Source organism: Lentilactobacillus senioris DSM 24302 = JCM 17472, assembly GCF_001436555.1.
Classification (GTDB): domain Bacteria; phylum Bacillota; class Bacilli; order Lactobacillales; family Lactobacillaceae; genus Lentilactobacillus; species Lentilactobacillus senioris.
Genome location: NZ_AYZR01000004.1, coordinates 277,372 through 303,542 on the forward strand (window position 1 = coordinate 277,372; position 26,171 = coordinate 303,542).

At 39.3% G+C, this 26,171-nt stretch carries 20 protein-coding genes; 19 read left to right on the plus strand and 1 reads right to left on the minus strand.

Annotated features, from left to right (window positions below):
• The first annotated feature begins 61 nt into the window (after window positions 1-61).
• The 8 genes from FC56_RS01655 (at window position 62) to FC56_RS01690 (ending at window position 7,385) form a co-directional block, all read left to right on the plus strand.
• Window positions 62-775 (plus strand): TIGR00266 family protein, encoded by a 714-nt coding sequence (locus tag FC56_RS01655; protein WP_056977606.1) that lies wholly within the window; start codon window positions 62-64, stop codon window positions 773-775.
• Window positions 776-1,127: 352 nt separating this feature from the next.
• Entirely contained in the window at window positions 1,128-1,574 is a 447-nt protein-coding gene (msrB, locus tag FC56_RS01660; RefSeq protein ID WP_054672018.1) for a peptide-methionine (R)-S-oxide reductase MsrB, read from the plus strand.
• The gene (gene msrA, locus FC56_RS01665; protein WP_056977608.1) at window positions 1,575-2,096 is read left to right on the plus strand and encodes a peptide-methionine (S)-S-oxide reductase MsrA; all 522 of its coding nucleotides are present in this window, start codon (window positions 1,575-1,577) and stop codon (window positions 2,094-2,096) included.
• 114 nt (window positions 2,097-2,210) lie between these two features.
• Window positions 2,211-3,770 carry a metallophosphoesterase family protein gene (locus tag FC56_RS01670; RefSeq protein ID WP_056977610.1) on the plus strand — a complete coding sequence of 520 codons (1,560 nt, stop codon included), beginning with the start codon at window positions 2,211-2,213 and terminating at the stop codon, window positions 3,768-3,770.
• A gap of 56 nt (window positions 3,771-3,826) precedes the next feature.
• Window positions 3,827-4,462, plus strand: coding sequence for a pentapeptide repeat-containing protein (locus tag FC56_RS01675; RefSeq protein ID WP_056977612.1), 636 nt, complete (start codon window positions 3,827-3,829; stop codon window positions 4,460-4,462).
• A 192-nt stretch (window positions 4,463-4,654) separates the two neighbouring features.
• A complete protein-coding gene (locus FC56_RS01680) occupies window positions 4,655-6,574 on the plus strand; it encodes a heavy metal translocating P-type ATPase (protein WP_056977614.1) in 1,920 nt (639 codons plus the stop codon).
• Window positions 6,575-6,597: 23 nt separating this feature from the next.
• A complete protein-coding gene (locus FC56_RS01685) occupies window positions 6,598-6,825 on the plus strand; it encodes a heavy-metal-associated domain-containing protein (protein ID WP_054672032.1) in 228 nt (75 codons plus the stop codon).
• A gap of 11 nt (window positions 6,826-6,836) precedes the next feature.
• Window positions 6,837-7,385, plus strand: coding sequence for a ferritin-like domain-containing protein (locus FC56_RS01690; protein WP_056977616.1), 549 nt, complete (start codon window positions 6,837-6,839; stop codon window positions 7,383-7,385).
• A 1,051-nt stretch (window positions 7,386-8,436) separates the two neighbouring features.
• Here the strand turns inward: FC56_RS01690 and FC56_RS01700 are convergent.
• Window positions 8,437-8,790, minus strand: a complete 354-nt coding sequence (locus FC56_RS01700) for a hypothetical protein (RefSeq protein WP_054672042.1) — start codon at window positions 8,788-8,790, stop codon at window positions 8,437-8,439.
• Between the two features lie 210 nt (window positions 8,791-9,000).
• Between FC56_RS01700 and FC56_RS01705 the strand changes: the two genes are divergently transcribed.
• The 11 genes from FC56_RS01705 (at window position 9,001) to FC56_RS01770 (ending at window position 26,141) form a co-directional block, all read left to right on the plus strand.
• Window positions 9,001-9,525: a helix-turn-helix domain-containing protein gene (locus FC56_RS01705; RefSeq protein ID WP_056977618.1), complete on the plus strand. Its 525-nt coding sequence runs from the start codon at window positions 9,001-9,003 to the stop codon at window positions 9,523-9,525.
• 344 nt (window positions 9,526-9,869) lie between these two features.
• Window positions 9,870-10,394 (plus strand): helix-turn-helix domain-containing protein, encoded by a 525-nt coding sequence (locus tag FC56_RS01715; RefSeq protein WP_056977622.1) that lies wholly within the window; start codon window positions 9,870-9,872, stop codon window positions 10,392-10,394.
• Between the two features lie 219 nt (window positions 10,395-10,613).
• Window positions 10,614-11,234: an ATP-binding cassette domain-containing protein gene (locus tag FC56_RS01720; protein WP_056977623.1), complete on the plus strand. Its 621-nt coding sequence runs from the start codon at window positions 10,614-10,616 to the stop codon at window positions 11,232-11,234.
• Window positions 11,231-12,382, plus strand: coding sequence for a hypothetical protein (locus tag FC56_RS01725; RefSeq protein WP_056977626.1), 1,152 nt, complete (start codon window positions 11,231-11,233; stop codon window positions 12,380-12,382). Before FC56_RS01720 ends, FC56_RS01725 begins: the two co-directional genes overlap by 4 nt.
• Before the next feature lie 276 nt (window positions 12,383-12,658).
• The gene (gene lepB / locus FC56_RS01735) at window positions 12,659-13,258 is read left to right on the plus strand and encodes a signal peptidase I (protein ID WP_056977628.1); all 600 of its coding nucleotides are present in this window, start codon (window positions 12,659-12,661) and stop codon (window positions 13,256-13,258) included.
• Between the two features lie 405 nt (window positions 13,259-13,663).
• Window positions 13,664-14,329: a helix-turn-helix transcriptional regulator gene (locus FC56_RS01745; RefSeq protein ID WP_056977630.1), complete on the plus strand. Its 666-nt coding sequence runs from the start codon at window positions 13,664-13,666 to the stop codon at window positions 14,327-14,329.
• Between the two features lie 221 nt (window positions 14,330-14,550).
• A complete protein-coding gene (locus tag FC56_RS01750; RefSeq protein WP_404819894.1) occupies window positions 14,551-16,617 on the plus strand; it encodes a heavy metal translocating P-type ATPase in 2,067 nt (688 codons plus the stop codon).
• A 167-nt stretch (window positions 16,618-16,784) separates the two neighbouring features.
• Entirely contained in the window at window positions 16,785-17,795 is a 1,011-nt protein-coding gene (locus tag FC56_RS01755) for an acyltransferase family protein (protein WP_162256151.1), read from the plus strand.
• 11 nt (window positions 17,796-17,806) lie between these two features.
• A complete protein-coding gene (locus tag FC56_RS01760) occupies window positions 17,807-18,715 on the plus strand; it encodes a hypothetical protein (protein WP_056977637.1) in 909 nt (302 codons plus the stop codon).
• 15 nt (window positions 18,716-18,730) lie between these two features.
• Window positions 18,731-21,040 (plus strand): bifunctional glycosyltransferase family 2 protein/CDP-glycerol:glycerophosphate glycerophosphotransferase, encoded by a 2,310-nt coding sequence (locus tag FC56_RS01765; protein ID WP_056977638.1) that lies wholly within the window; start codon window positions 18,731-18,733, stop codon window positions 21,038-21,040.
• A gap of 37 nt (window positions 21,041-21,077) precedes the next feature.
• Complete coding sequence (locus FC56_RS01770) at window positions 21,078-26,141, plus strand: CDP-glycerol glycerophosphotransferase family protein (protein ID WP_056977641.1); 5,064 nt, start codon at window positions 21,078-21,080, stop codon at window positions 26,139-26,141.
• Window positions 26,142-26,171 lie beyond the last annotated feature (30 nt).

Sequence of the window (26,171 nt, forward strand, 5' to 3'; positions counted from 1 at the left end):
TGTTAGTATTAATTGAGCTGTGCTATATTTCTCCTAGATACTAAATAAGGGGGAAGCTAGTATGAATTACGACTTAAAAGGCGATGTGCCTTTTCCAATAGCTGAAATTCATTTGGGTGCTGGTGATAAAGTTCAAATTGAAAATGGTTCTATGATTTATTTTAATAGTCAAGTTAGTTTGGACGGTCATTTAAATAGTAATGGTAAAACTGGTTTTAAAGGATTGATGAGCGCTCTAGGACGGGGAATAACTTCTGGAGAATCGATTTTTATTACTACCGCATCTTCTTCAGCTGATGGTGGTGAAATCGCAATTGCTCCTGGCAATCCAGGAGTGATTAAGGAATTAGAAGCTAATGATAAACAGCAATGGCGGTTAAACACCGGTGCCTTTTTAGCATCTGACGAAAGTGTTAACTATAATATGATTCGGCAAAAAACCAGTGCCGCTTTATTTGGCGATACTGGAGGCTTTTTCATTATGGAAACTAGAGGCACAGGAACTTTATTGGTTAGTGCTTATGGAGATCTAATTCCGCTAGACCTTAATGATGTTAACGACTACGCTGTTGATAATGATCATGTTGCTGCTTGGTCCCAAACTTTAGATTATAATATTGAGGCTGCTAGTGGCTTTATTGGTTTTAAAACTGGCGAGGGTTTAGTAAACCATTTTAGTGGTACGGGTAGAGTTTATGTACAAACTCGAAATTTACAGGCACTTGCTGATATTTTAGAACCTTATTTACCAATAGATACCTCATCTTCAGATTAAAATGGACATACGAAAAACACGCCTGCGGGAACAGGCGTGTTTTTTTGTGGCTTACGAGTCTACATTATTGGAGTTTACCATGAAGTTTTCTATCTATCTCTTATTCAAGGGGGATGTTTATAAGGGGATAGACTCGTAACCATATTTTCAGCTTAGTTAGGGGGTATAGCCAATTTCTAATTGACTATGCTGTAAGTATAGAGACAGCAGCTTAAATGGAACTTAAAATTCCACCTAAATTTTTAAAGTTTCACTCACTTCATATAAGTAAGCAAAAATATTGCTTTTTGAAGATTGTCTGCTAAGATAGTAGGTTAACTACGGAGTTAGATTTAAGCTGGAGGGTAAGAAAATGACAACTAAACCAGATTTTGCAGTACAAAAAGCCAAATTAACTAAGTTGCAGCGGGAAGTAACCCAAAATGCGGCAACTGAAGCCCCGTTTACTGGTGAATACGATAATTTCTATCAAGATGGAATTTATGTCGATGTAGTAAGTGGCGAACCGTTATTTTCTTCGTTAGATAAGTATGACGCGGGATGTGGGTGGCCATCATTTACCAAGCCGATTACTCCTTTGACTGAAAATACGGATACTAGCTACGGGATGGTTCGCACGGAAGTTAAGAGTCAGCAAGCTGATTCCCATTTGGGCCATGTTTTTCCTGATGGTCCTCAGGATAAGGGCGGGCTGCGTTACTGCATTAACTCAGCAGCATTACGATTTATTCCGGTAGCAGAGCTCAAAGAACAGGGTTACGGTCAGTATCTGGCATTGTTTAATAAGGAGGAAGCGTAAATGGCAGCAGATTATGCAATTTTTGCGGGTGGTTGTTTTTGGTGTATGGTTCAGCCATTCGATCAACAACCGGGAATTCAATCGGTAGTGGCCGGCTACACCGGTGGCCACGTTGCCAATCCTACGTACGAACAGGTGGCATCCCATACTACTGGGCACACTGAAGCTGTTAAAATTACCTATGATCCAACAGTAATTTCATACCGCCAGTTAGTAGACATTTATTGGCGTCAAACCGATCCGACCGATGCTTCTGGTCAGTTTCAAGATCGAGGAGATAGCTATCGACCAGTGATTTTCTATCATTCTGATGAACAAAAGCAAGTGGCAGAAGAATCCAAGGCGGCGTTGGCAGCTAGTGAAAAATTTGAGAAACCAATTGTTACCCAAATTGAGCCTGAAAAGCCTTTTTATGTAGCCGAAGAAGAACACCAAGATTTTTATCGTAAAAACCCGTTAAGATATAAAATTGAAGAAATGGGTGGACGTGAGCAATTCATTAAACAGAATTGGAATAATTAGCACAAAGGAGACAGCTAAACTGTCTCCTTTTTTGATTTATAAACTAAAATCTAGGTTTTCATTTGAAAACTTCATATAATTAAGTTGGATTTTAATTCTAAAGGGGGAAGCTTTATGGACAGTAAGAACAACTCAATTCGTGATTTTCACGGTAAAGATACTGGAAAGCCCAGCTTGACTAGTGTTAATGATAGAGCGGATTTGAAGGGACACCAATTCGAAACACAGGGTTGGATCAAATTAATCGGTAAAGGAGTCGATAGTCACAAGACTCCGGATGTATCACTATTAAATATTGAACATCATTATCCTAAAAGTGCAGTTAATAAAATCTGGTATCAGGGAAAAGTAGTAGCTAATAACCGAATTTGGGCGGTGTTAAGGGATGGTTCGTATTTGCCATTGGGCCCGCTAAGTTCACTGAACGTTTTTCGCAATCAGGTAACTGTTAGTCCCAAGTATGACTACTTCGAGAGCTTTTCATATGTTCAAGACCAAAATAAGGCTCAGCCCATTGAAGCGGTTTGGCCGTACACAGCTACTTCTCATTCTGGCAAAAATGATGTTAACGGTGACGATAGTAGCGCTCCAGTAGAAGAAGTGCCATCTCAGGAATTGGTAACGCCTACCGCTGCGGAATTAGCTAGAATGCAGGCAATTGATAATGAGATTAGTCAAACAGCGGATGCGGGGACCGTGACGATTGCATTTATCGCGGATACTCACATTGATAGCTGGAAAACTCCGGGAACGATGAGAGCACTTCGTGAAATTCAATTAATGAGTTATTACGCCAAAAACTTTGGAGTGGATTTAATGATTCATGGCGGTGACGTTAACGATGGCATTCAACCCAAAGAGTATTCTGAATCAGATGTTACCCGAGCAATGGATGCCATGAAGATGGGGCAACGGCCATTCATCGTTTTGCAGGGCAACCATGACGATAATTCAGGATATTCCCGTGACGTTGCGGGGTATGATCCTAATCAACTTATTACCAATGCTGACGCACAGAATTTACGGGTGGCGGCATTTGATCAGTGGCTAGATATCCCCACTGGTGACCAAAATCCTAATCAGGCGGTGTTTGGCCGTTATGATATTCCTAATAGTTCGGTAGTCGTTTTAGTCTTGGATGGTTTTGATATGCCGGATTTACCAAGGGACGAAGAACACTATAATACTTTCCGTCACGGTTACACTCACTACAGTGAGGCCCAGATTAACTGGTTACAACAGACTTTGGCAGAAATTGATGATGATAAAACAATAGTAATTTTTGACCACATCACCGTTAACGGAATTGATCCCAATCTTTGGCATGCTGGCGGACGGTTTGAAAATAATACCGGTAAAGCTGCTGGGACAGCTGCGCAAGAAAGTCATGCAATTTATCAAGCTATTGTGGATCACCAAGCTCAACACCACAACGTAGCGGGATTTTTAGCTGGTCATACTCATATGGACGATGCGGCCTTCAGCGGCGATGTGCAGTTTGCAACCGTAACGTGCGGCCTTAGTGATCGTGGCGATGGTAAAACTCAACGCCAAATCGGTAAATTAAACGAAAGTGCCTTTGAGATTATCCAAATCAATCCAGTAACTAGGTCGTTGACTCAACATCGGTTAGGCTTTCAAGGCTCTAATTTTAAAAAACAGTGGCAATTTTAATTTGGCGAATAATCTGGTATGCTAGAACTCCGATTCTAATTTAGGAGGCTTACTAGATGAAGTTTGCAAAAGTAGTACCAGAAAGTTTGACGGCCGGCACCTTCGCCGAAGTTTACGATGATATAGATTCCATGTTGCGCGGCAAAGTAGTGCAAAATGAAAATGCAGAAAAACAACGAATTACCCACGCTATCATTGAAACGGCGGTGTTTGAACGGGTTAAATTCACTAAAAGTAAGTTAGCTAAGTTAGAATTAACCGATGTTATTTTTAAAAACTGTGATTTTTCTAATTGTGACTTAACCAATGCCACTCTATATCGTGTAGAGTTCTATGATTGTAAGTTAGTGGGGGCTAACCTAGAAGGAGCGTACCTGAGTCAGGTGTTGTTTGACCACTGCTTATTGGATCTAGCCGGCTTGAATAAGTTAGACGTACGCAAAACGCAATTCGTTAGTTGTAATCTTAAAGATGCTAACTTCAGTGATAATAATTTGCGGGAAACAGAGTTGGTGGACTGCGATATTAATAATTTAATGTTGTATGATACTAGCCTGAAAAACCTCGACCTTAGCTCCTGTCGGTTTGCGACTTTGGAACTAGAATCGAAAACTTTACGGGGGTTGACAGTGACCGAAGAGCAAGCCGCTATGCTGGCTAATAGCTATTTAGGGGTTCGAATTAAATATTAGGTATGGCGCTACCCAAATGGGTGGCGTTTTTTTTGTGGAATGAAAATCACCTCGAACTATTATTCCATTTAGGATTAGTACTCAAAATTTATCGAACTATTCACACTTCTTTTTCATAACTTGATCCACATCAATTTTTTTTCGAACCAAGCCCCCTATACTGAACTCATCAACACAAGGGAGGACGTCAAGATGAAATTTGAACGTTGGATTAGAAACCATACGAATCATTTGACGGTAATAACGGGAATTTTAATAGTCGCGGGCTTGGGAGCCAAATGGTTAGGGGCAGCAGCCTTTAGCCAATGGCTATTAGCGATAGCGTCGGTGATTGCCGCCATACCGGTAGTGATTAACGCGATTGAAGCTCTACGCTATAAAACCATTAGTATTGAATTACTGGTCAGCATTGCCGTAATTGGGGCGTTTATCATTCAAGAATACGCCGAATCAGCGGTGGTCACTTTCCTATTTCTCTTTGGGAGTTATTTGGAAAACAAAACGTTAGCTAAAACCCGCCAATCAATTAAGAAATTAACTGAAATGGCACCGACCACGGCTAACGTAGTACAACCAGACGGTTCGGTCAGTGAAGAAGACGTTGATTTCTTAGATGAAGGTGACGTTGTGTTAGTCAAAACTGGTGGGCAAGTACCGGTTGACGGAACGATCGTTTCCGGTGCTGGCTACGTAAATGAAGCTTCGATCACTGGAGAAGCTAAGCCAGTGAAGAAACAGGTAGGCGAAGCCGTCTTTTCTGGTTCCCTATTAACTAACGGAACCGTTCAAATTGAGGCGACGAAGGTCGGAGATGAAACCACCTTTGCTAAAATCATTGAACTGGTGGAAGAAGCGCAAGACGCCAAGTCACCAGCTGAGAAATTCATTGATCGGTTTGCAACGTACTATACGCCAGCGGTGCTAGTACTAGCGCTACTGGTGTGGCTGTTCAGTCAAGATTTCAAGTTGGCAATTACCGTGCTGGTGCTAGGTTGCCCAGGCGCATTAGTCATTGGTGCGCCAGTGTCTAACGTGGCCGGTATCGGTAACGGGGCCAACCACGGGGTCTTGATTAAGGGTGGCGACGTCATGGCTACTTTGGCGAAGGTCGATACGTTTGTTTTTGATAAAACAGGAACGTTGACCCGCGGAGAAACTACCGTCTCGGCTTACCGGCAATATGGGAATGCGCCAGCGGTGTTGCCGTTGGTGGCTAAGGTAGAACAGCAATCTGACCATCCACTGGGTAAAGCTATCATAGATTACGCTGCTGACCACGCTGAACAGGTGGCAGTGCCACAGATTGAACAAGTCGCCACTATCAAGGGGCAAGGATTAGTCGCCACTTTAGAAAACGGCGAACAGTTATTGGTGGGAAATTTACGGTTATTAACTGCTAATCAGGTGTTAATCACCAAAGAACAAGAAGCCGCCATGCGCGAACTGCAGCAAGCTGGTAGCTCCACGGTCTTAGTCGCCTTGAACGCCAAATTAGTTGCGTTGATTGGGGTAGCTGACCAAATCAGACCGGAAGTAGCTACCCAATTAGGAGTGCTACGTAATTTAGGGGCCCAACAATTAATCATGCTAACAGGTGATAACCAAGCCACTGCTCAGGCAGTAGGGGACCAACTAGGATTGGACCGGGTAGAAGCAGAATTGTTGCCTGAGGACAAATTAACGATCGTCAAAGAGTTACAAGCTGCCGGCCATAAAGTGGCCTTTGTCGGGGACGGTATCAATGATAGTCCGTCGATTGCGACTGCCGATATTGGGATCGCCATGGGAGGTGGAACTGACGTAGCGGTAGAAACTTCCGACGTGGTGCTAATGCGTTCTGATTTTGCGGAACTAGTGCATGGTTACGGCCTAGCGCAGAAAACCATGGCCAACCTAAGAGAAAACATCACGATTGCGATCTTGACCGTGGGCTTCTTATTAGTCGGATTAATGCTGGGCTACATCTACATGGCTAGTGGGATGCTAGTTCATGAAGGTAGTATTCTCGTCGTGATTTTTAACGCTATGCGCTTATTAAAATACCAAGTAAAAAAACCAAAACTTGACGCAGATCAAGTTAATTCAACTAACAATGTCTTACAATCTAAGTAAATAATCCAGAGGAGGTCATGATTATGAGTCGTGCGATTTTACAACTAGATGGGTTGTCATGCCCATCATGTATGACTAAGATTCAAAACGCATTAGGGCAACAAGCAGGAGTGGAAACGGTCAAAGTGCTGTTTAACGCTGCTAAAGTTAAAGCCGATTTTGATGCTGACCAAGTGAACGCTGACCAATTGGCGGCAGTGGTTACCAATCTCGGTTACGAAGTTAAAAACGTGAAAGTTAAAGAAGCCTAGGAGGAATAAAAATGTCAGAATTAACCCCAGCCCAAATGTGGGCTAAAGAACAAACGCAAGCAGATCAGGATCACCATACTCCCACCGCGGGAGCCATGACGGGACACATTGTCGCTAATTTAGAAGTTTTAAGCCATAAATTGATGCAAGCTAGCTGGTACGTTACTGGTTTAAATCGCACCGCTCTTCGCGAACTGTTCGCAAACCAATTGCAGCAAGCGCAAACCCAACTATTTGAATTGGGCCAAGTCTTGATTGATGAAGGTGAAATGGCACCTAGTACCGCTCAAGAGTTTGCAGATTACAGCATGTTAGAAGAGGCTGGTGAGTTAAAATACGAAACGGCTGAACGAATCGTTGATCAATTAGCTCACGATTACTACACCGAAAACCTTTTCGTTACCCGGGCTATCAAGTTGGCTGAAAAAGAAGACCGACCAGTCTTAGCTGGTTACCTAACCACCTTGTTAGGTAGCAACAACCACAACATTGCAGAATTACAAGCAATGCTTGGCCGTTTTGGCTTGGCGGGCTTGGAAGAAGAGGATGACGAAGATTAAATAAAAAGCATTTCAGTTGGACTGAAATGCTTTTTTGTTGCTTATGGCCAAATTATTGCTGTTTATCCCGAAATGAATTTCAATGTTTGATTACCCACGGATCGGTAAGAATACCAATGATAATTAGGATAATGCCAATTATTTTGGTTGTCATTGTGGTTTGTGTTAGAAATAAAATCAGACCAATTACAAATGTGGCAGTTGATAGTATTTGTTTCACTTTATATTTCCTTCCCATTTTAAGCCGTAGTTTCATTTTGATTGTTCGCAATTTAATTGAAGATCCATAGACTCAAATTATAAACAATGATGAAAACAGCCATGTAAGGCCATTCGACAGTGTCGCTTGGAAAAAAGGTAAGCATTATTAAATAGATGATAATAAAAATAGCAGATACAGTAATACTTTTAATTATTTTTTGCTTAGTAGGCATAAAACACTCCTTAATTAGAATGGTTAATTATTACTAGTGAAAGACTACTTAATCCAACGGATATTTTTCATTTTAATTTTAATTTCTCAATGATTTCACCACAACAAATAGCAACTAACATAAAAAAGATAGATTGTTTTAGATCTGACCAACTAGAACTAAATATGAACGGCCAAAGCCGAGGTAAGGTGATTTCTGATAAGATCAGGGTAACTAAAAAATAATATAATTTCTAAATCTTAGTTTCATGTTATTGGTGACTCCTTTATATAATTAAGTAAGTTTCAATAGATTTATCTTATCTCAAGGTAACCTGATCGGGGAGAACGTAACGGTTTACATTGCTATATAAACTATTATGTTCTCCTAAGTTATTCTCAAAACTTAAAGTTTGCGAACTAGTTGCAAACCAATTGCATCAATCATAACATCGCAGAATTACAAGCAATGCTCGGTCGTTTTAACTTGGCTGGTCTGAAAGAAGTGAAATAAACAAAAAGGTAGGGAAACCCAAATTGATTTCTCTACCTTTTTATTTAAGATAACTTCAATGACTACTATGAAATTACAATTAGATTTTAATGACAACTGCTAAGATAACCAGAATATTTAATAAATTATCTAAAGTAAGAATGATCCATAGTGTATGCGGTTATATGATTACGACCTAAATAATGAACTCCGAATGGATAGCCACTTCTATCACTAAGTTTCATTTGATATTTACCGTTACCTATATAACGCCATTTTTTTACTCTTGCTATACCAGCGCCGTTTCCTTTGAACTTAACTGAATGAGCGTAAAAGTGTATGGTGTTTCGATATCCATATTTTGAATACCAAGTGTGACGTAATCTGTGGGGAAGTGCCTTTTTAGTCCAAGCACTTGCACTTGCTGCTGGCTGAATGGAAATAGCTGATAAGCTTAATCCTAACGTGGCTGTGGTAATAATGATACCTAATTTTTTCATTAATCAATCTCCGTCTCTATGTATTAATAATTATATCGCTATTATTTTAACACATATTACATCTCATGAATAAAGCTGATGATTTTTTACTAGTTAATTCAACTTTCACGGAAAATAAAAATATGCTTTTTGGATTATTTTTTTCTAAATAGGTTATAAATATATTGAGAGGGTTGTATCATTACATTATCCCCAAAAAGGAGAATGATAATGGAATCCATAGCACTTCAGTTGAAACAAGCCAGACGAGAACGAAAACTCTCTCAAAATGACGTGGCGACCATATTACATATTTCCCGCCAATCCATCTCTAAGTGGGAAAACGGGCGGGCGTATCCGGACATGGATAATTTAATTTTATTAAGTGATCTCTATCAAAAATCAATCGATGAACTAGTTCAAAACAATAAAGAACTTCGGCAACAAATTAAAACTAATGACCAAAAAATCAAAGAGGATCGGGCCAAGCTTGGCAAAATTAATACCGAGCTATATCAGAATAGAAATGAAGGCTTCATACTGCTGATTTTGGTTCTAGTATCTTCCCTAGTTGCGCCAGTGGGGGTGATAATGCCGTTATATGTTATTTTTTACAAAAATTCAAAATATAATAGTTTCTACAAAATCATTATTTTAGTATCTTTGATTGTAATGATAATAAGCTTGATTAGTTGCTACGTTATTATTAGCGACAATTGGCTGGATAAAGGGACAACCGTTTATAGAATTGATTAGAAAATAACTGAATACTGATTTTATTAATTAAAATATAGGAGAAATTATGATAGTTTTCTTTATTGTCTGTGTTGGTATTGCACTACTAGCTGCCTACGTAGGAATGTATGTAGGGCAGGGGTTTAACTTCGCTTTTAATAAAACCCTATATTTAAAATATCTTGTCTTTTCCGGAATTTTTACTATCGTTCTTTACGTTATTGCTATGCTTGTTTTTTTGCGACAGGTTCAACTTTAATGATAAGACGGGATAACTGAGCAAAAAAATTCTTTATATCGGTATTAGAGGGTTATCAAGTTTACTTTTATCTTTGTAGTTATTTGTATTGTAAGGGAGTTAATCAATGGATTCTGTGGCGTCTCAATTAAAACAGGCTAGAAAAACACGAAATTTATCGCAAAATGATGTGGCAACCATCTTACATATTTCCCGCCAGTCAATATCGAAGTGGGAAAATGGTCGTGCGTATCCGGATATGGACAACTTAATTTTATTAAGTGATCTCTACCAAAAATCAATCGATGAGTTAGTACAAAATAATGAAGAACTTCGGAAACAAATTAAAAATAATGACCAAAAAATTAAAGAAGATCGGGCCGAACTTGGCAAGATTAATACCGAGCTATATCAGAATAGAAATGAAGGTTTTATACTATTAATTTTGGTGCTTGCTTCGGCAATTGTCCCCCCGGTAGGAATTATTTTGCCAATGTATGTAATGTGGCGAAACAATAGGTATAATGCGCTGCATAAAACTATTTATTTAGTCAGTATCATTGTCATATTGATCAGCGCATGGGGAACGTATATTTTTCTTAGCGATAATTGGTTAGAACCTACCCACACTGAGGTTTATAGAATTGATTAGTGCTTAATATGCGAGCAAGGATACATTTAGAGTAGACTTATTTACTTTTTTGTTTGTCGACGGTTAATGCAAACTTAATTCGCAAACTTGCAATCGTTGGTTTGCAACTCAAAAAAGAGAACGTAGCAGTTTACATCAAGCGATGTAAACTGCTACGTTCTCTTTTTAATTAATTAGATGAACTATGCTATTAATAATCTAACTTCAAGGAGCAATCACATGCTAGTCATTCAGAATCTAACCCTATCCACCCGCCAAGTTATTCTCCAAAATTTTAGCTATCAGTTTCAAAAGGGAAACTCGTATTTGATTTCCGCCACTAATGGTTCTGGGAAAACGACATTCTTTCATTCCCTGGTCAACTTAAAGGCGGTAGATCAGGGGACGGTCACCTTTGATCAACTACCTTTCGACCAACACAAACACCAAGTCTTTTATTACGAAACTTCTGATTGGCTTGATCAAAATATGTCTGGAATGGATTATTTAAAACTGGTGAAAAAATTATGGCACTCCGACCTAGAAATAGATGTCGAAATTAATTTTTGGAAAATGACCGATTACATCAATTTGCCAATTAAAAAGTATTCGCTGGGGATGAAGCAACGGGTACTGATCGCCATGTACTTAATAAGTGATGCAGATTATCTAATTATGGACGAAATCAGTAATGGGTTAGACGAAGAAAGCCGCGACAAATTGTTTAACCGCCTCCGAGCTTTAACTAACCAGCGCAATAAATGTATTTTATTATCGTCGCATTACCGTGAGGAGACTTCGACAGCTATCGACCACGTATTAGAACTAAAAAATGAAACGATGACGGAGATTTGGCAATGAACTATGTAAATTTTTTGATTAAAAAAACAATTAAGGATCGTTCGGTTAGCGTTATTTTAGTTGTTATTACTTTGATTAGTTTAGGTTGTTTATTTTTTAATTATCAAAATCGAACTCATGATACCTTATCTGCTAATACGCGAGAGCAAATAATTTTTCAACAAAAACAATTAAAGCCGTTAGAAAAAGAAACGCCCTCTGAAGCAAACCAAGCGGTAAAGGAGCAACGAAGAGACATTAATTACAATCAGCAAATTATGCGGTCTCTTGCTCACCACCGTTGGGCGACAGCGTATCAATTACAGATTCGCCAAAATCAGAAACTAATCAATAGCGAACGCCAGACTGGAAATGGGCAGGATGATTCGTTAACCCATTCATTAATACAAGAAAATCGCTGGTACACCGCTTTAAAAAGATTAAACGTTCTGGAGATTTCAGAAACTAATCCGACAACTGGAATTGGGTTTACATTGTGGTTGGAAAAGTTTATTTCGCCAATATTATTAACCCTAGTAATCATTTTAATTTGTACGCAGCTGTTTACTAAGCAATACGTTGGCAAACTGGATAAGGCATCATTGTTGCCACTGTCTGAACTCGCAGTTGTTAATCAATCGATTTTAAGCGGGTTACTGATTGCATTGGGCGCAGTGATTTTAGTATTAGGATTATCATTTGTGGTTGCGTCGTTAATCTCTGGAATAGGTAATTTTCAATATCCTTGGGGTTCGTACCAACTAAAAACGCATGCTTTTGGCTATGTTTTTCAAGGAACTGCCCTTGGTAAGGGGTTACTTCTCCAGATATTGAGCGTGCTGTTTATTGTTTGCAGTGTTAATTTAATTGCTAAGGTATTAAAGCAAACGCTGCCGACACTTTTTATTGCTATTTTGTCGTTAGTAGGAATGAACATGTTAATTCCGATTATGGCGCCGCTCGCTGACATAGCGCATTGGTTGCCCATGACTTACTTTAGTGGAGCAGATGTTGTTTCTCATAAACTCGCCGTTGATTTAGGCAATAACCAAATCACTTGGATGCAGGGGTGCCTTACCCTAATGATTGGGACCGTGGTTGTATTGGTGGTCACGATGGAATTGCAATATTGGAACGGAAAGTCGAAGCAGCATCTGAATCATTTTTAAGATGGTGAGAGTAAGTGCAAAGTGAGGTTAGTAAGAAAGCATGAAAAGAAAACAAATTATTGCAGCGATACAGAGTGTTATTGCGGCTATATTAGCAATATACATTGTCCAATTAATAAATATTTTAAAACTGTCTCCGTTGATGAACTTTTTATCTGTAGTGGTAATCGGTGGATTGATGGGATACTTGCTTTATTACTTATTTGCCAAAATATTTAAGATATATTAGAGCAATCTATTGAAAAAATAGAATCTAATCAAAAATAATTAGGAGCAATGAAATTGAAAAAAATAATAAGTTGGCTACTGCCAATAGCACTGGGAATTATTTTAGCCATCGGAATTCAAACGTATTTAGTTTCCTTTGTTCGGGTAGATGGTTCCTCGATGCAACCGAATTTGACCAATAATGAACGGGTTTTTTTACTAAGAAAACAGCCAATTAAACGTTTTTCAGTAGTGATTTTTGATGCTTACCAAGTGGCGCCTGGGGCAACCAAAGGGAGCAATTTTATAAAGCGAGTAATTGCAGTTCCGGGGGACCGGATTAAATACACTAAGCAGGGAAATCTTTATATCAACGGTAAACTAGTGCCACAAAAGTTTATAAGCAAAACTCAGCGAACAACTGAAACTTTGGCGAATGTTGCCCCTAACGGTTTTGACCTAAAGACGCTTTCCCAACAATGGCGCGGTTATCATGGGCAAAGGATAACAACCGTTCCCAAAAATCAATACTTTGTTATGGGTGATAATAGAACTGTGTCGTATGATAGCCGAAGCTGGGGCCTGGTTCCTAAAGCTAAAATCAAGGGAGTAGCTTATGCTCCTGGTTGGACTGATCATCGGAAACAAATCAATGAGGCGAAGAACTAAAATTAGGAAGTAAAATGAAAAAGACTATAGCATTAGATCTGTTAGTTACCACCGTTTGGTTTCTGGTAGTAATCACCATATTGCTCAATAAATGGTTTCTCTTCTTGAACTTCAATCAAATCGGTATACGAGCGAGTCGTGCGCTTTTTATTGCCTGGAATGCAACTAGTTACTGGTCGGTAATGGCCGCAATCCACGGGAAAACTAATTGGTTGGAATGTTGTTGTGATATCGGAATGGAGACCGTGTTGTTTGAGATGTTAGCTTGTTTTGTGTCGCTATTTTTACACTAATAAAATTGCGATTAGGTTTGCGATTTTTTGTCATGAATCGGTAAATGTAACACGTTGCTAGCGTTACGTTTGCCGATTTTTTAATTAATCTAAAACTAGAAAGGAGGCAGTTATGCAATTTGCAACAATGTTAAAACAACGCAGAACGGAATTACAAATGACTCAACAAGAAATGGCTGATCAGTTGTTTGTTACTAGACAAACTGTATCTCGCTGGGAAAATAATCTCAGTTACCCTAATTTGGACACGTTAGTGGAGATTAGTAACTTGTTAAATTTATCATTAGATTCATTGTTGAAGGGAGAAGTGGATGTGGTAAGTAAGATTAGTAGCGATGTGAGAGCTAAGGGGAGATACAAGAAATATGCTTTGATTGTTACCAGTATTTTAGCGTTGATAGTTACAGCGCTTTTGCTGTTAAGTTATGGTAGAGCCACACAAAATCAATTAATTGACCGCATCAACCCATTTTTGGTTACTCAAGTGGGATATGGAGTCTTACCTATTAAGAATAAATCAGAAGTTGATACGTTCATTTCAGATGATCCATTTGGCAACGGTGAATGGCTTAAATTTAAAACCGGAAAGTATACTAACCAAAATCGTTGGGTTATTGTGGCCCATAAGGGATCGTATATAAGCAACGTTAGAACAATAACTAGTAAAGATGTTCCAACGGTATTTAAGGAGCAAGTGGGCAATCGTTATTTTCGATATAGTAAAAAAACAATGGGGCCAAGAGTATCAAAGAAATGGTCGCTATCTCCGTTTAGATAGTATAACTAGGTTTAATAGAATTGATTCAACTATGGTTTTATAAAAGAAAAGGCTGACAATTTTGTCAGCCCTTTTTATTTATCAGAGTTATTTATTGACTTTTACTGACTACAAATGTAGACTGTAGAAAAATATGATTTACAAATATAAATGAAAAGAGGTACGGGCTAATGAATGAGCATAAGAATGATTCCCACGAAATGCAGATGGACCATTCTCAAATGGATCACTCCCACATGGATCATAGTCACATGAATCACGATCAGATGATGGACATGGGTGGCGGTCACCACGATCACGGTGGCGACGATATGATGATGCATGGTGATCACATGATGCACATGGGCAACTTGAAGCAAAAGTTTTGGGTGTCTTTAATTTTAACGATTCCGGTTATCATAATGAGTCCGATGATGGGGATGCGGTTACCATTTCAGATCACCTTTTTACCATGGTCTGATTATTTAGTAGCTATTATTGGGACGATTATTTTCTTCTACGGTGGTAAGCCTTTCTTTACTGGGGCTCGTGGTGAACTGAGTGAGAAGAAACCGGCTATGATGACCCTGATTACAATGGGGATTTCGGTAGCTTATCTCTATAGTATCTACGCCGTGATCGCCAATGATATTTTGCACGTGACACCGATGGTGACTGATTTCTTCTGGGAATTAGCTACCTTGATTGATATTATGTTGCTGGGTCACTGGATTGAAATGGATACGGTGATGAATGCTGGTTCAGCGGTAGATAGCTTAGCAAAACTACTACCAGATAAGGCTCACAAGCTAGTTAATGGTAAGCCAGAAGATGTGGCAATTAAGGACCTACAAGTTGGTGATCAAGTTCAAGTTCGAGCCGGAGAACAGGTCCCTGCCGATGGAAAAATCGTCAGTGGAACCACCAGCGTTAATGAATCTTTGGTGACTGGTGAAGCTCAACAAGTTACTAAACAACCGGATGATGAAGTGGTTGGTGGCTCAGTGAACGGTGATGGGACCTTTGTTATGAAGGTTACTGGGACTGGTGAAACCGGATATTTAGCTAAAGTAATGGACCTAGTCAACAGTGCTCAACAACACAAATCCGCTAAGGAAAACATGGCGGACAAGGTGGCTGGCTATCTTTTCTATGCGGCGGTAACGGTGGCGTTGGTGGCCTTTGTGACTTGGCTATTAGTAGATAACTTGGCGGTGGCGTTATCAGTGGCCGTGACCGTGCTAGTCATTGCTTGTCCTCATGCTTTAGGATTGGCGGTGCCGTTGGTAATTGCTAGAACGACTTCGATTGCTGCCCACCACGGGTTGTTAATCCGCAACCGCAACGCAATGGAACAGGTTAACCAAATTAACTATGCTTTAATGGATAAGACCGGAACACTCACCGAGGGTAACTTTAAGGTTAACAAATACGATACGGTTTCTGCTAGTTTGAGCGCTGACCAAGTCTTAACCATTATGGCTAGCTTAGAAGACGGTTCTAGCCATCCTCTGGCTCGCGGAATTTTGACCGCTGCTAAGGAACAAAAGTTGAACTGGTCGGCCGCTACCAACGTTCAGCAACTAACTGGAGCTGGATTGAGTGGGGAAGTGGATGGTAAGCAGTATACTTTGGTTTCAGCAGCTTACCTGGACAAACAAAAATTACAGTATGATAAGCAACAATTTGATCAATTAGCTAGTGCCGGCAATTCGATTAGTTACCTTATTAGTGGTGATCAAGTATTAGGCTTTGTGGCGCAAGGAGATCAGATCAAGCCAAACGCTAAACATTTAATTGATAGCTTGTTAGCTCAAAACATTACGCCGGTAATGTTGACTGGTGATAATGACCAAAGTGCCCGAAACGTTGCTAAGCAATTAGGAATTACCGAAGTCAAAGCCCAACTCCGACCAGAAGATAAAGAAAAAGTTGTTGCTCAGTACCAAAGTGAAGGTAACCACGTCATTATGATTGGAGACGGGGTCAACGATGCCCCTAGTTTGGCTCGCGCCGATATCGGAATTGCGATGGGCGCCGGAACTAACGTGGCGATTGATTCAGCTGATATTGTGTTAGTCAAAAGTGATCCAAACGACGTCGTGGCGTTCTTGGATCTAGCTCGCAGATCAACTCGTAAGATGACCGAAAACCTTTGGTGGGGAGCGGGTTACAACATTATTACCATCCCACTGGCCGCCGGCATTTTGGCACCAATTGGTTTCATGTTGAATCCAATGGTCGGAGCGGCAATTATGTCGTTAAGTACCATTATTGTGGCGATTAACGCCCTCAGTTTAAGAATTTAAAAAATAAAAAAGCCATAGATTTCTTTATGAAACCTATGGCTTTTTTATTCGGATAAAGGGAGTAAACGTTGATTTGACACTGCTTTATCGCTTTTAGCTAATTTGCAAATCACACTAATAATTGATAACATAGTATTGTTTTAATATGGGATAATTGGGGTGTTTTTGTGAAGAAGAGAATTCAGTGGGTGGACATAGCTAAGGGGATTGGTATTATTGCCGTTGTTATTAGTCATGCGATTCATCCAATTGATACACATTTTTTTGATGTGAGTTTTAAAGTCCTTTATTGGTGGCATATGCCCCTGTTTTTTATTATCGGTGGCTTTTTCTTAAAACCGATAGTAACTAACTGGGAAGGTATTTGGGAATTTTTTAAGAAAAAGGTCTGGCCTAACATTGTTATCTACTTTGTTGCCGGGACGTTCTTAATTTTAGCTAGTCACTACCTAGATGGATCTACTTGGGCGTATACACGTGATTATTTTATTCGCCTGATTTACGGTGGTCGTTCCTTAAATGGTAATTTAACCGTTTTTTGGTTTATTACTGTTTACACGGGTTCCTTAATTACGACTACGGCCATTATTTCGTGGATTAAAAATGTGCCTGCTCAGTTCATTACGGCGCTTTCTATGTTTGCGGTAGGGGTAAGTTATAAGCACTGGGACCTTGTAGAATTTAAGTTCTTGGATATGGATGTAGTATTGATCACTACCTTTTATATGTTAGTGGGCTATTATGTTTTCAAGCATCTCAAAGAAACCTCATGGCATTACTCATTAGGAGTAGCAATTATGGGGCTGTATCTATTTCTTATCTACCTTTCTTATAATGGTCACTTTAAATTTAGGATGTTTTTGAAAGCACATACTTTTAATAATACTTTCCTATTAATGTATTTACCGCTAGTTTTGTGTTTTGGAATTTTTATTATTTGTATTTGGATGGAACAAACTAGTTTATTTGGTTGGTTAAGCGTTGTTGGTAAGCATTCAATGATTATCATGTATTTGCATCGCCTAACGTTTGACTACTTTAATCGGTTTATGATTTTTAGAAACTGGGAAAGCCAAGTCATCCTGGGGGTAATCGTGCCATTATTAATTGGCTTAGTATATGAACAAATTAAGCGACAGTTAGCTAGTCGCAAACGTCTTAGAAACGATTCAAATTAAAGGGAGAAACTATGGATTTTGTTATTAATACACCGTTAAGCTCGCTAACAACTGAAGAAGATTTGATAGCGTACATAAAACAGTTAGCAGGTCAAAATCAACCTGTTACTTTACGGTTAGAAGTAACGGCTGATCAAGTAACCGCAGTGAAAAATGCTACGGCAAATGTTGCTATTCCGGTAGAAGTTGTGGTGGCAGGACAGGCTAGCCCGATTACTGGCGATTATCTGTTAAATTTGAGAGTGACTGACAAACTCTTTCCAGGGGCATTGGCTCAACTCGCAGCGGTAGTAGCTGCTCATCCTACTAAATTTATTACTAGCTATTATTTGGATGTCAACCAAGACCTGGAACGTAGTTTGACGGACTTTATAACTAATCGATCTACCCCAGATAGGCTGATGACTTTGCCACCCGTTCAAGAAGTGGGGCTAGATAGTAAGCCATTTTTAACATGGTCTGTAGCTGACAAACTGGCTGTGTTACCAATGATCCAACGCTATCGAGTTTTTACTAAAAATGATCGTTTTTCAAATCTGACCGATAGATTATGGCCGTATGGTAATGCTTTAAAGATCAGTGCTCTTAACTTTAATTTACCTTTAACTAGCATAGCTCAGCAAATGCACGTTTTGCAGCATACAGAAGATGTGGTTTACCTAGGGGTTCCTATTATGGCTAGTGATCGGCGAATTATTGCTCCTCAAAATCGGATTAACGAATTGCTGGCAGCGATGAAAGCTCCTCAGCCAATTGCATTCAATGAACAATACCATCCATATGTTATCCAAGAACTACAAGCTGCTATTGAATCTCCAGCTTTTAAGGCCCTGGATAATAATTTACGATCAAGTTTAAAGCGGCAAATTCAAACTGATTTATCCATTACTGATGGTTATTCGGCAAGCGAAGTAAAGTGAGGTTAAGCATCTAACATGAAGTACAGCATAATAACTCCCGTCAAAACGGCCGATATTTCAAAACTCCCATTACTCAAAGAAAATTTGGATAAACAGGGCACTAATGATATTGAATGGTTACTAATTGGTAACCAAGAATTAATTAATACTAATTTTGATTGGCAAAGTGACTATCCGATTCACGTTCTTAAAGGTGTTACTGACACCGTTGGAGGAGCCAGAAATACCGGATTAGACGCTGCAGTTGGTGATTACTTAGTATTTGTGGATGCCGATGACTTTTTGGTACCTGGCACGCTGGCTAAGTATTTACCAATAGTGGAACAGTTCCAACTTTTAAATTTATGTCAGTATCCAACGTATGAACCTGCTAGCTCCTTTTTGACTAGTATTATTTCTAACGAGGCTAATGACAATTTGCCTGATTGGGGAGGACGAGGACGTAAAAAGCACGTTGATTGGCATCAGTTGAATCTATTGAGTGATAATCAGGTAGCTATTGCTGATTCTAAAATAGCTAATGGCAAGAATTATCAACAGTGGTTAACTAATAAGTACACTGTTTTTAGTCAAGATAATTGGGATTATGCAATTCATAATTTCTTGCCAGTGGCTGGAAAGATAGTGTCCCGTCAGTTAGTATTAGACACTAACTCTCGATTTGATGAAGGTAATCAACAATATGGTGATTATCAATTTACACTATCAATCTTGGATCATTGTCAAACTATTGCCCAACTTGTGCGTCGTACCTATATTAAGGAACGGCATAATGATCCCATTAATGATCCATCGGTGACCCAAGCTTCATTTGCGGAAAATTGGCAGAATTGGTTGACTGAATTGACCACCGAAGTTTCTAAATTAACTTCCCCTAAATTAAAGGCGGCTGTTGATGGATACGCATTACGGCGAATTCACCGATTCTTCTATAAGGGGGTTGTCAGCGAAACTAGTGCTGAAGAGCAACCTGAAGTTCTTAATCGTTTGACCACTTATTTGCAAACGTTGCCTGCCGAAGCCACTCATAATCTGGGCCGAACTAGTCGCAGTATTTTGAAGAAGGTAAGGGATGGTAGAAACGTATCGGCTTACCGCCAAATGAAACGGATAGTATCTTTACGGTACTTAAAACGAGCATTCTTAAAACACGGTCGTGGTCTTCCTAGAGCTATGTATCAAACAGTTTTCACCAAGTTACCAGTTAAAAAGAATTTGGTGATTTACGAGTCATTTTTGGGTCGTAATTATTCTGATAGTCCTAAGTATATCTATGAATACTTACGCAAAAATTTTCCCGGCAAATACAAGCACGTTTGGATTGTAGCCAAGGGAGCAGATGTTAACATTCCTAAGCATAAAGATACTATTACTGTTCGGCGCTTTAGCTTTAGATATATGTACTATATGGCCGTTTCTAATTATCAAGTTATTAATATGCGTCAACCACAGTGGTTCCAAAAACGTCCTGGAGCCAAATTCCTATCAACTTGGCATGGAACACCATTGAAGCATTTAGTGTTTGATATGGATAATGTGGCGTCAGCCAATCCGCTATACAAACAAATTTTTTATAAGCAATCACGGCAATGGGACTACTTAGTAACGGCTAACCAGTTTTCTGTTGATGTATTCAAGCATGCTTTTATGTATCCAGAAGATAAGATGATCAAGTCAGGTTATCCTAGAAATGATATCTTAAATGCGCCAGATAAAGATGAACGGCAAGCTCAGATTAAGGCTAAACTACACATTCCTGCTGATAAAAAGGTAATTTTATATGCACCTACCTGGCGAGACGACGAGTACTATGGGGTAGGGCAGTATAAATTTGATTTGAAATTAGATATTTTACGCTTAAAACGAGAATTAGGCGATGATTACGTATTGGTTTTGAGAACTCATTACTTCATTGCGGATCATTTGGATACTTCTGGATTTGGCGATTTTGTTTTTAACGAATCTAGTTATGATGATATTGCAGAATTATATTTAATTTCGGATATTTTAATTACCGATTATTCTAGTGTGTTCTTCGATTATGCGGTCTTAAAACGTCCAATTCTTTATTTTGTTTATGATTATGAAAAATATGCTAGTGTTTTGCGGGGCTTTTATCTTAATATGGATAAAGACCTACCAGGACCATTGTTGAAAACTAATGATGAAGTGATTAATGCTATTAAGCATATTGATGGTGTAACTGCTGAATATCACGATCGTTATCAAGCCTTCAGCAATCGATTCAACAATTGGGAAGATGGTCACGCTACTGAAAGAGTAGTGAACACGGTATTTTTAGATCAACCGATGCCTAAGCGCTAAGTTGATGATTGGAAATGAAAGGTGAAATCTGTTAGTAATGAATAACGAAAAACTATTGAGCGTTATCGTCACGTATACCAACGGTTCGACCGAACTTAAGGAATCATTAAACTCATTATTAGAAACCAAATTTCCCCAAGAAAGTTTTGAAGTAATCTTGGTGAATGATCAAAGTGATGAATTAGCGACGGAAATAATTGCAGACTACGAACCACGGTTTGCGAACTTTAGAACTGTAGTTGTGCCAATGGGGGAAATCAGTGAATATCGAACTGCTGGTTTGAAGCAAGCTACTGGGACTTACGTGATCTTCATGGACAGTCGGGATCAAACTCCTAAAGGAGCATTCACGAACTTAGTGCAAACCGCATTAGACCATGATTCAGACATGGTCGTGGGTTATACTAAACAATTTGATGCTGACGGTAACACAGATGCATTCCCTAACCAACTGGGAGTTAGTGATATTCGCTTTGAGACTACGTTGGTCGAAACTCCTAATTTGATTTACGATACTTTGATTAACAATAAGCTCTACCGGCGAGAATTTTTGGCTAACAACAGTATCCAGTTCACTCCAGAATCTGTTGATACTGATATGAGCTTTACTTTGGCAGCTCATTTAGCTTCTAAAAATACTTCTGTAATCACTAAGACTGCCTACCTTTGGCGAGCACGAGAAATCCATGATTACAATGGTCCTGATCGGGGCGAATTTAGTGATTTTGAAGCTCGAACTGCCAAGCTTAATATTTGTCGAACTATTTTAATCGATAACGGAGTCACTGAGGACTCTGAACTATATGCTACGTTTATTCATAAAGTAGTTAGTTTAGACCTTCCTAGCTTCTTTACTGATGTTGCGGATACTGCTGAAAACTTCCAATACCATATTCAAGAATTAATCTATGGTTTCTTACGTGATTGGAACTTATGGGGCTCTAAGGCCTTAAAACAAGTAGATCTTAAAACTCAACTTCAATACTGGGCAATTGCGCACGGTAACTTGAACTTGTTGAAGCGATATTCATATGCTAAGCGCGTTTATCAAATTAAAGAACATGCCGGTCGACATTATCAATTAAGCATCCCCGGTACTGACCAACAAATCGTTGACCAGTTGGATGCTAGTGACAATGTTTTACCAACGGTACAAAATTTGAGTTCATTGAAATTGGATAAGGACACTAACACCGTTAACGGTAAAGGATATTTCCGAATTAAGCGAATGCCGCTAACCAAGCGTCCATTTTCTAACAACAATGTTAACGAACAAATTTCGGCTGAATTGGTCAATATTGTTAATCATGCGGTTTATCCTATTAACTTCGTCCGGGATACCACCCCAATTCATAAACGAATTTTTAAATCTCATTCTCCATGGACCCACGCTCGCTACGCCTTTTCTATTGACTTGAACGACGCAACTAAGCAGTTAGGGCAAGGAATTTGGAAAATTAGAGTAACCAATGAGGTTGCAGGACAATACAAGGTGGATGCCTTTATTGATCAACCAAGTAAAAAAGCCGGCAAATTTAAAATGAAATTTGTTCAAGGCAATAATGTGGTAACCACCCTTTATAATCGCCAAAATGCTTTAAGCTTTGTGTGTGCCACAAAGGAAGCTCGCTCTACTTTCTGGCTTAAAAACGCTAGAGAAGAGGATGGCGAACTGGTTTTTGATACCAACTTAGATGCCTCAGAAGAACGGGCCATTATTGATTTGGGTTCAGATGAACTAGCTCCGGTAGTAGGAGAAATTAATGATGGGACGGTTCGCTTTGACCTAAGTACGGTTCCTAATGATTTATTGGGAACTTCCTTGAAGTTATTGGTACAAAATCTAACTACTAACTATGATCGTACTTATTTGTATGATTACCAAAAACCAGCTGATACATTTAACGTTGATAAGCGCATGATAAACGTTAACTACGCATCAACTCGTCGGCTATTAGTATCTGTTAACTATCCAGCGGTAACGGTTACTAGTGATAAATTTGCTAATGACCAACTTAAAGAAAGCATAAAATTACTTAAGCCAGTTGCAAATTATGATTTGAAAAAATCTCGGTTGATTTTAGTCAGCAGTAGCAAAAAGCGGCGAAATATTTTCGTATTGGCTGATATCTTAGGAGCTAAACCTAAAGATGAAAAACAGTTAAATATTGTTTTACCACTTCAATACGATGATGGGCGGTTAGCAATTTTATCGGGTAACTATAATTACACTTTAGAATTGTTTGATCAAAAACTACAAGCATTCCAGCGGTTTAGTGTTATCGATCAGAAGTATCGAGATCCAGCTAAATCGGCTGATAACCCTAACTTCATTGACAGATTAACTCTTAATGGTGGCAAGGTTGCTCAATTCACCCTCGCTAGTGCTAAGGATAACTCCCATGTATTAAGGGTACGGCAACCGTATGCTGGTTGGTTTAACCAGGGGAAGGGTAGACGTGCAGTTAGTTACACGTTAATTTACCCATTAATGCGGCTCTTACCACTTAATAAGCGGTTAATGGTCTTTGATGCTCATAGTACAAACGTTAACTATGACGGTAATGATAAGGCTATTTACGAGTACGTCGCCGAACACCATCCAGAAATTAAACCGGTTTGGATATTTAGTAACGACCAAGAAGATGTTCCCTTAGGAGCAGAAGTGGTTAGAACTAATACCCTTAAGTATTGGTACTATTTAGCTGTTGGTAAGTATTTTGTCCAAAGTACTAATTTAACTAATCAGTACTACAAGCGAAAAGGGCAGATCGAAGTAGAAACTTTAAGAGGAACTTTTCTTCGTGAAATGGGCTTCGATGCTCCTAAATACCGAACGGCCACTGCTAAAATTCAACTAGACTTTGCTGATCGAATTCGGCGTTGGGATTACATGGTAGTTCCATCTGATTACATGGAATTAGTAGCGTCTAAAGCCTTTGATTATGATCGCACCGTACTGAAAACCGGGTTCCCGAAAAATGACGAACTAGTGCGCGCTAATCGCGATCCACATCGCAAAGATGCGCTTAAATCGCAATTCAAATTGCCATTAGGTAAAAAAGTGGTCTTATACAAGCCACTAAAACGGGGTAGTAAGAATAACGATTTAACCTTAGATTTAGATCTAATGCGGCAACAGTTAGGCGAGGACTATGTGGTATTACTTTACCTAGATAAGTATTTAGCATATTCACTGGATTTGAGCCGGTATGAAGGTTTTGCATACGATGTTAGTGACTATCCAGAAATTAACGATTTGTTCTTGGTTAGTGACGTCTTGATTACCGACTACGACAACAGTATGTTTGACTATGCTTACCTAAACCGTCCAATGATTTTCTTTGCCTACGACGAAGAAGAATTCCTCAAAGACAGTCCACGGCAAACTTACTTTGACTATGATAGTCAAATGCCTGGACCAATTGTTTCTGATACGGCTGCCGTGGCTGCTGCTATTCAAAACCTAGATTCTGTTAAAACTCAGTACGCTGAGCAATTAACAGAGTTCGCAAACCGGTTTGCTCAATATGGTCGAGACGGTGAAGCAACTAAGACGGTTGTAGAAACAATGTTGAATGCTAATGCTAAGGAATTGGATCAAGAACCACCTACAGCAGTTATTTGGGACAAGTTCTGGCATTTCTTTAAGATTAAAGATTTCCAATCTAACTTACTCAACTACTTAGGACGGGTATTGCCTAAGAAGAATATCATCATCTTTGAAAGTTTCTTCGGTCGCCAATTCTCCGATAATCCTAAGGCCCTATACGAGTATATTAAGAAAAACTATCCACAGTATAAGTTGTACTGGAACGTCAGGGAAGACTTGATTCCTTACTTCCAAGAACACAAGATTCCGTATACTGTTCGTTTTGGCTATAAAGGTTTGTTAAAACAAGCTCAGGCCAAGTACTTCATTACTAATACGCGGCGTCCATTTAGATGGGATAAGCCACAGGGAACCACTTTGCTGCAAACTTGGCACGGAACCCCGCTTAAGACTATTGGAACGGACGTTCAATTAGTGACCATGCCAGTTCATGATCCAGGCAAGTACCATCAACAAGTGGTTCGGGATTCTAGCCGTTGGGACTACCTGATTGCTCCGAATAAATACTCGGCTGACATTATGAGTCGGGCGTTTAGAAAAGATACCAACCAAATGATGCTAACCGGTTATCCTCGTAACGATATTTTAATTAACTACACTCCAGAAGATATCGCACGGATTAAGGGTGACTTAGGTCTCGATCCGAATAAAAAATTAGTTCTATATGCTCCAACTTGGCGAGATGATGAGTTTGTTAAGGCCCATGAGTTTACCGCTCAATTAAGGTTGGATCTGGCTGAACTTCAAGATCGGTTTGGTAGTGATGTGACTTTCTTGATCCGGACCCATTATATGATTGCTAATTCTCTTGATTTGACGCAGTTTACTAACGCGGTCAACGTGAGTGATTACCAAGATATTAGTGAGTTGTATCTAATTAGTGACGTCTTGATTACCGACTACTCTTCAGTAATGTTTGATTACTCAATTTTACGGCGCCCAATCATTTTCTACACTTATGATTTGGAACAATATGCAGGTACTATCCGAGGATTTTACTTTGACTTTACCAAGGCAGCTCCTGGTAAATTAGTGAAAACGACTACTGAAGTAGGAGACGAATTAGCCGATATCTTTACAAACGGCTGGCAACCAGATCAACAATACATTAACTTTACCGAACGGTTCGACGAATGGATGGACGGTAAAGCTAGTGAACGAGTGGTTAATGAATTGTTTGATCGAGACAACATGAAGACCGTTCCTGTAAAGGGCGATTTGTCCGCCTTAGGAATTGGGGATCAACAAATCGAATTACGCGATGCAGCTGCTATCTGGGCTCTAAATAAGGATTTCACTAGCAACGAAGACGTTTCGTTCATTCAATATTACGATAAATTGGAAAAACCATTACCAGTGGAAGCATTGGAAGGCCAATTGATTAAGTCAACGCATACTGATGTTTTAATGCAAACTTACATTAAAGTAAAAGTAACGACTCCTAACCGTGATATTATTGGTTGGGTTAGTCGCGATGACGTGATGTAAACTTTTCAACAATGACCCCCAGCGATTGCT

Bases quoted from the DNA above. Each gene is read 5' to 3' on its own strand.
- FC56_RS01655 (WP_056977606.1), top strand. From the start codon at position 62: ATGAATTACGACTTAAAAGGCGATGTGCCTTTTCCAATAGCTGAAATT.
- msrB (WP_054672018.1), top strand. From the start codon at position 1,128: ATGACAACTAAACCAGATTTTGCAGTACAAAAAGCCAAATTAACTAAG.
- msrA (WP_056977608.1), top strand. From the start codon at position 1,575: ATGGCAGCAGATTATGCAATTTTTGCGGGTGGTTGTTTTTGGTGTATG.
- FC56_RS01670 (WP_056977610.1), top strand. From the start codon at position 2,211: ATGGACAGTAAGAACAACTCAATTCGTGATTTTCACGGTAAAGATACT.
- FC56_RS01675 (WP_056977612.1), top strand. From the start codon at position 3,827: ATGAAGTTTGCAAAAGTAGTACCAGAAAGTTTGACGGCCGGCACCTTC.
- FC56_RS01680 (WP_056977614.1), top strand. From the start codon at position 4,655: ATGAAATTTGAACGTTGGATTAGAAACCATACGAATCATTTGACGGTA.
- FC56_RS01685 (WP_054672032.1), top strand. From the start codon at position 6,598: ATGAGTCGTGCGATTTTACAACTAGATGGGTTGTCATGCCCATCATGT.
- FC56_RS01690 (WP_056977616.1), top strand. From the start codon at position 6,837: ATGTCAGAATTAACCCCAGCCCAAATGTGGGCTAAAGAACAAACGCAA.
- FC56_RS01700 (WP_054672042.1), bottom strand. From the start codon at position 8,790: ATGAAAAAATTAGGTATCATTATTACCACAGCCACGTTAGGATTAAGC.
- FC56_RS01705 (WP_056977618.1), top strand. From the start codon at position 9,001: ATGGAATCCATAGCACTTCAGTTGAAACAAGCCAGACGAGAACGAAAA.
- FC56_RS01715 (WP_056977622.1), top strand. From the start codon at position 9,870: ATGGATTCTGTGGCGTCTCAATTAAAACAGGCTAGAAAAACACGAAAT.
- FC56_RS01720 (WP_056977623.1), top strand. From the start codon at position 10,614: ATGCTAGTCATTCAGAATCTAACCCTATCCACCCGCCAAGTTATTCTC.
- FC56_RS01725 (WP_056977626.1), top strand. From the start codon at position 11,231: ATGAACTATGTAAATTTTTTGATTAAAAAAACAATTAAGGATCGTTCG.
- lepB (WP_056977628.1), top strand. From the start codon at position 12,659: ATGAAATTGAAAAAAATAATAAGTTGGCTACTGCCAATAGCACTGGGA.
- FC56_RS01745 (WP_056977630.1), top strand. From the start codon at position 13,664: ATGCAATTTGCAACAATGTTAAAACAACGCAGAACGGAATTACAAATG.
- FC56_RS01750 (WP_404819894.1), top strand. From the start codon at position 14,551: ATGGATCACTCCCACATGGATCATAGTCACATGAATCACGATCAGATG.
- FC56_RS01760 (WP_056977637.1), top strand. From the start codon at position 17,807: ATGGATTTTGTTATTAATACACCGTTAAGCTCGCTAACAACTGAAGAA.
- FC56_RS01765 (WP_056977638.1), top strand. From the start codon at position 18,731: ATGAAGTACAGCATAATAACTCCCGTCAAAACGGCCGATATTTCAAAA.
- FC56_RS01770 (WP_056977641.1), top strand. From the start codon at position 21,078: ATGAATAACGAAAAACTATTGAGCGTTATCGTCACGTATACCAACGGT.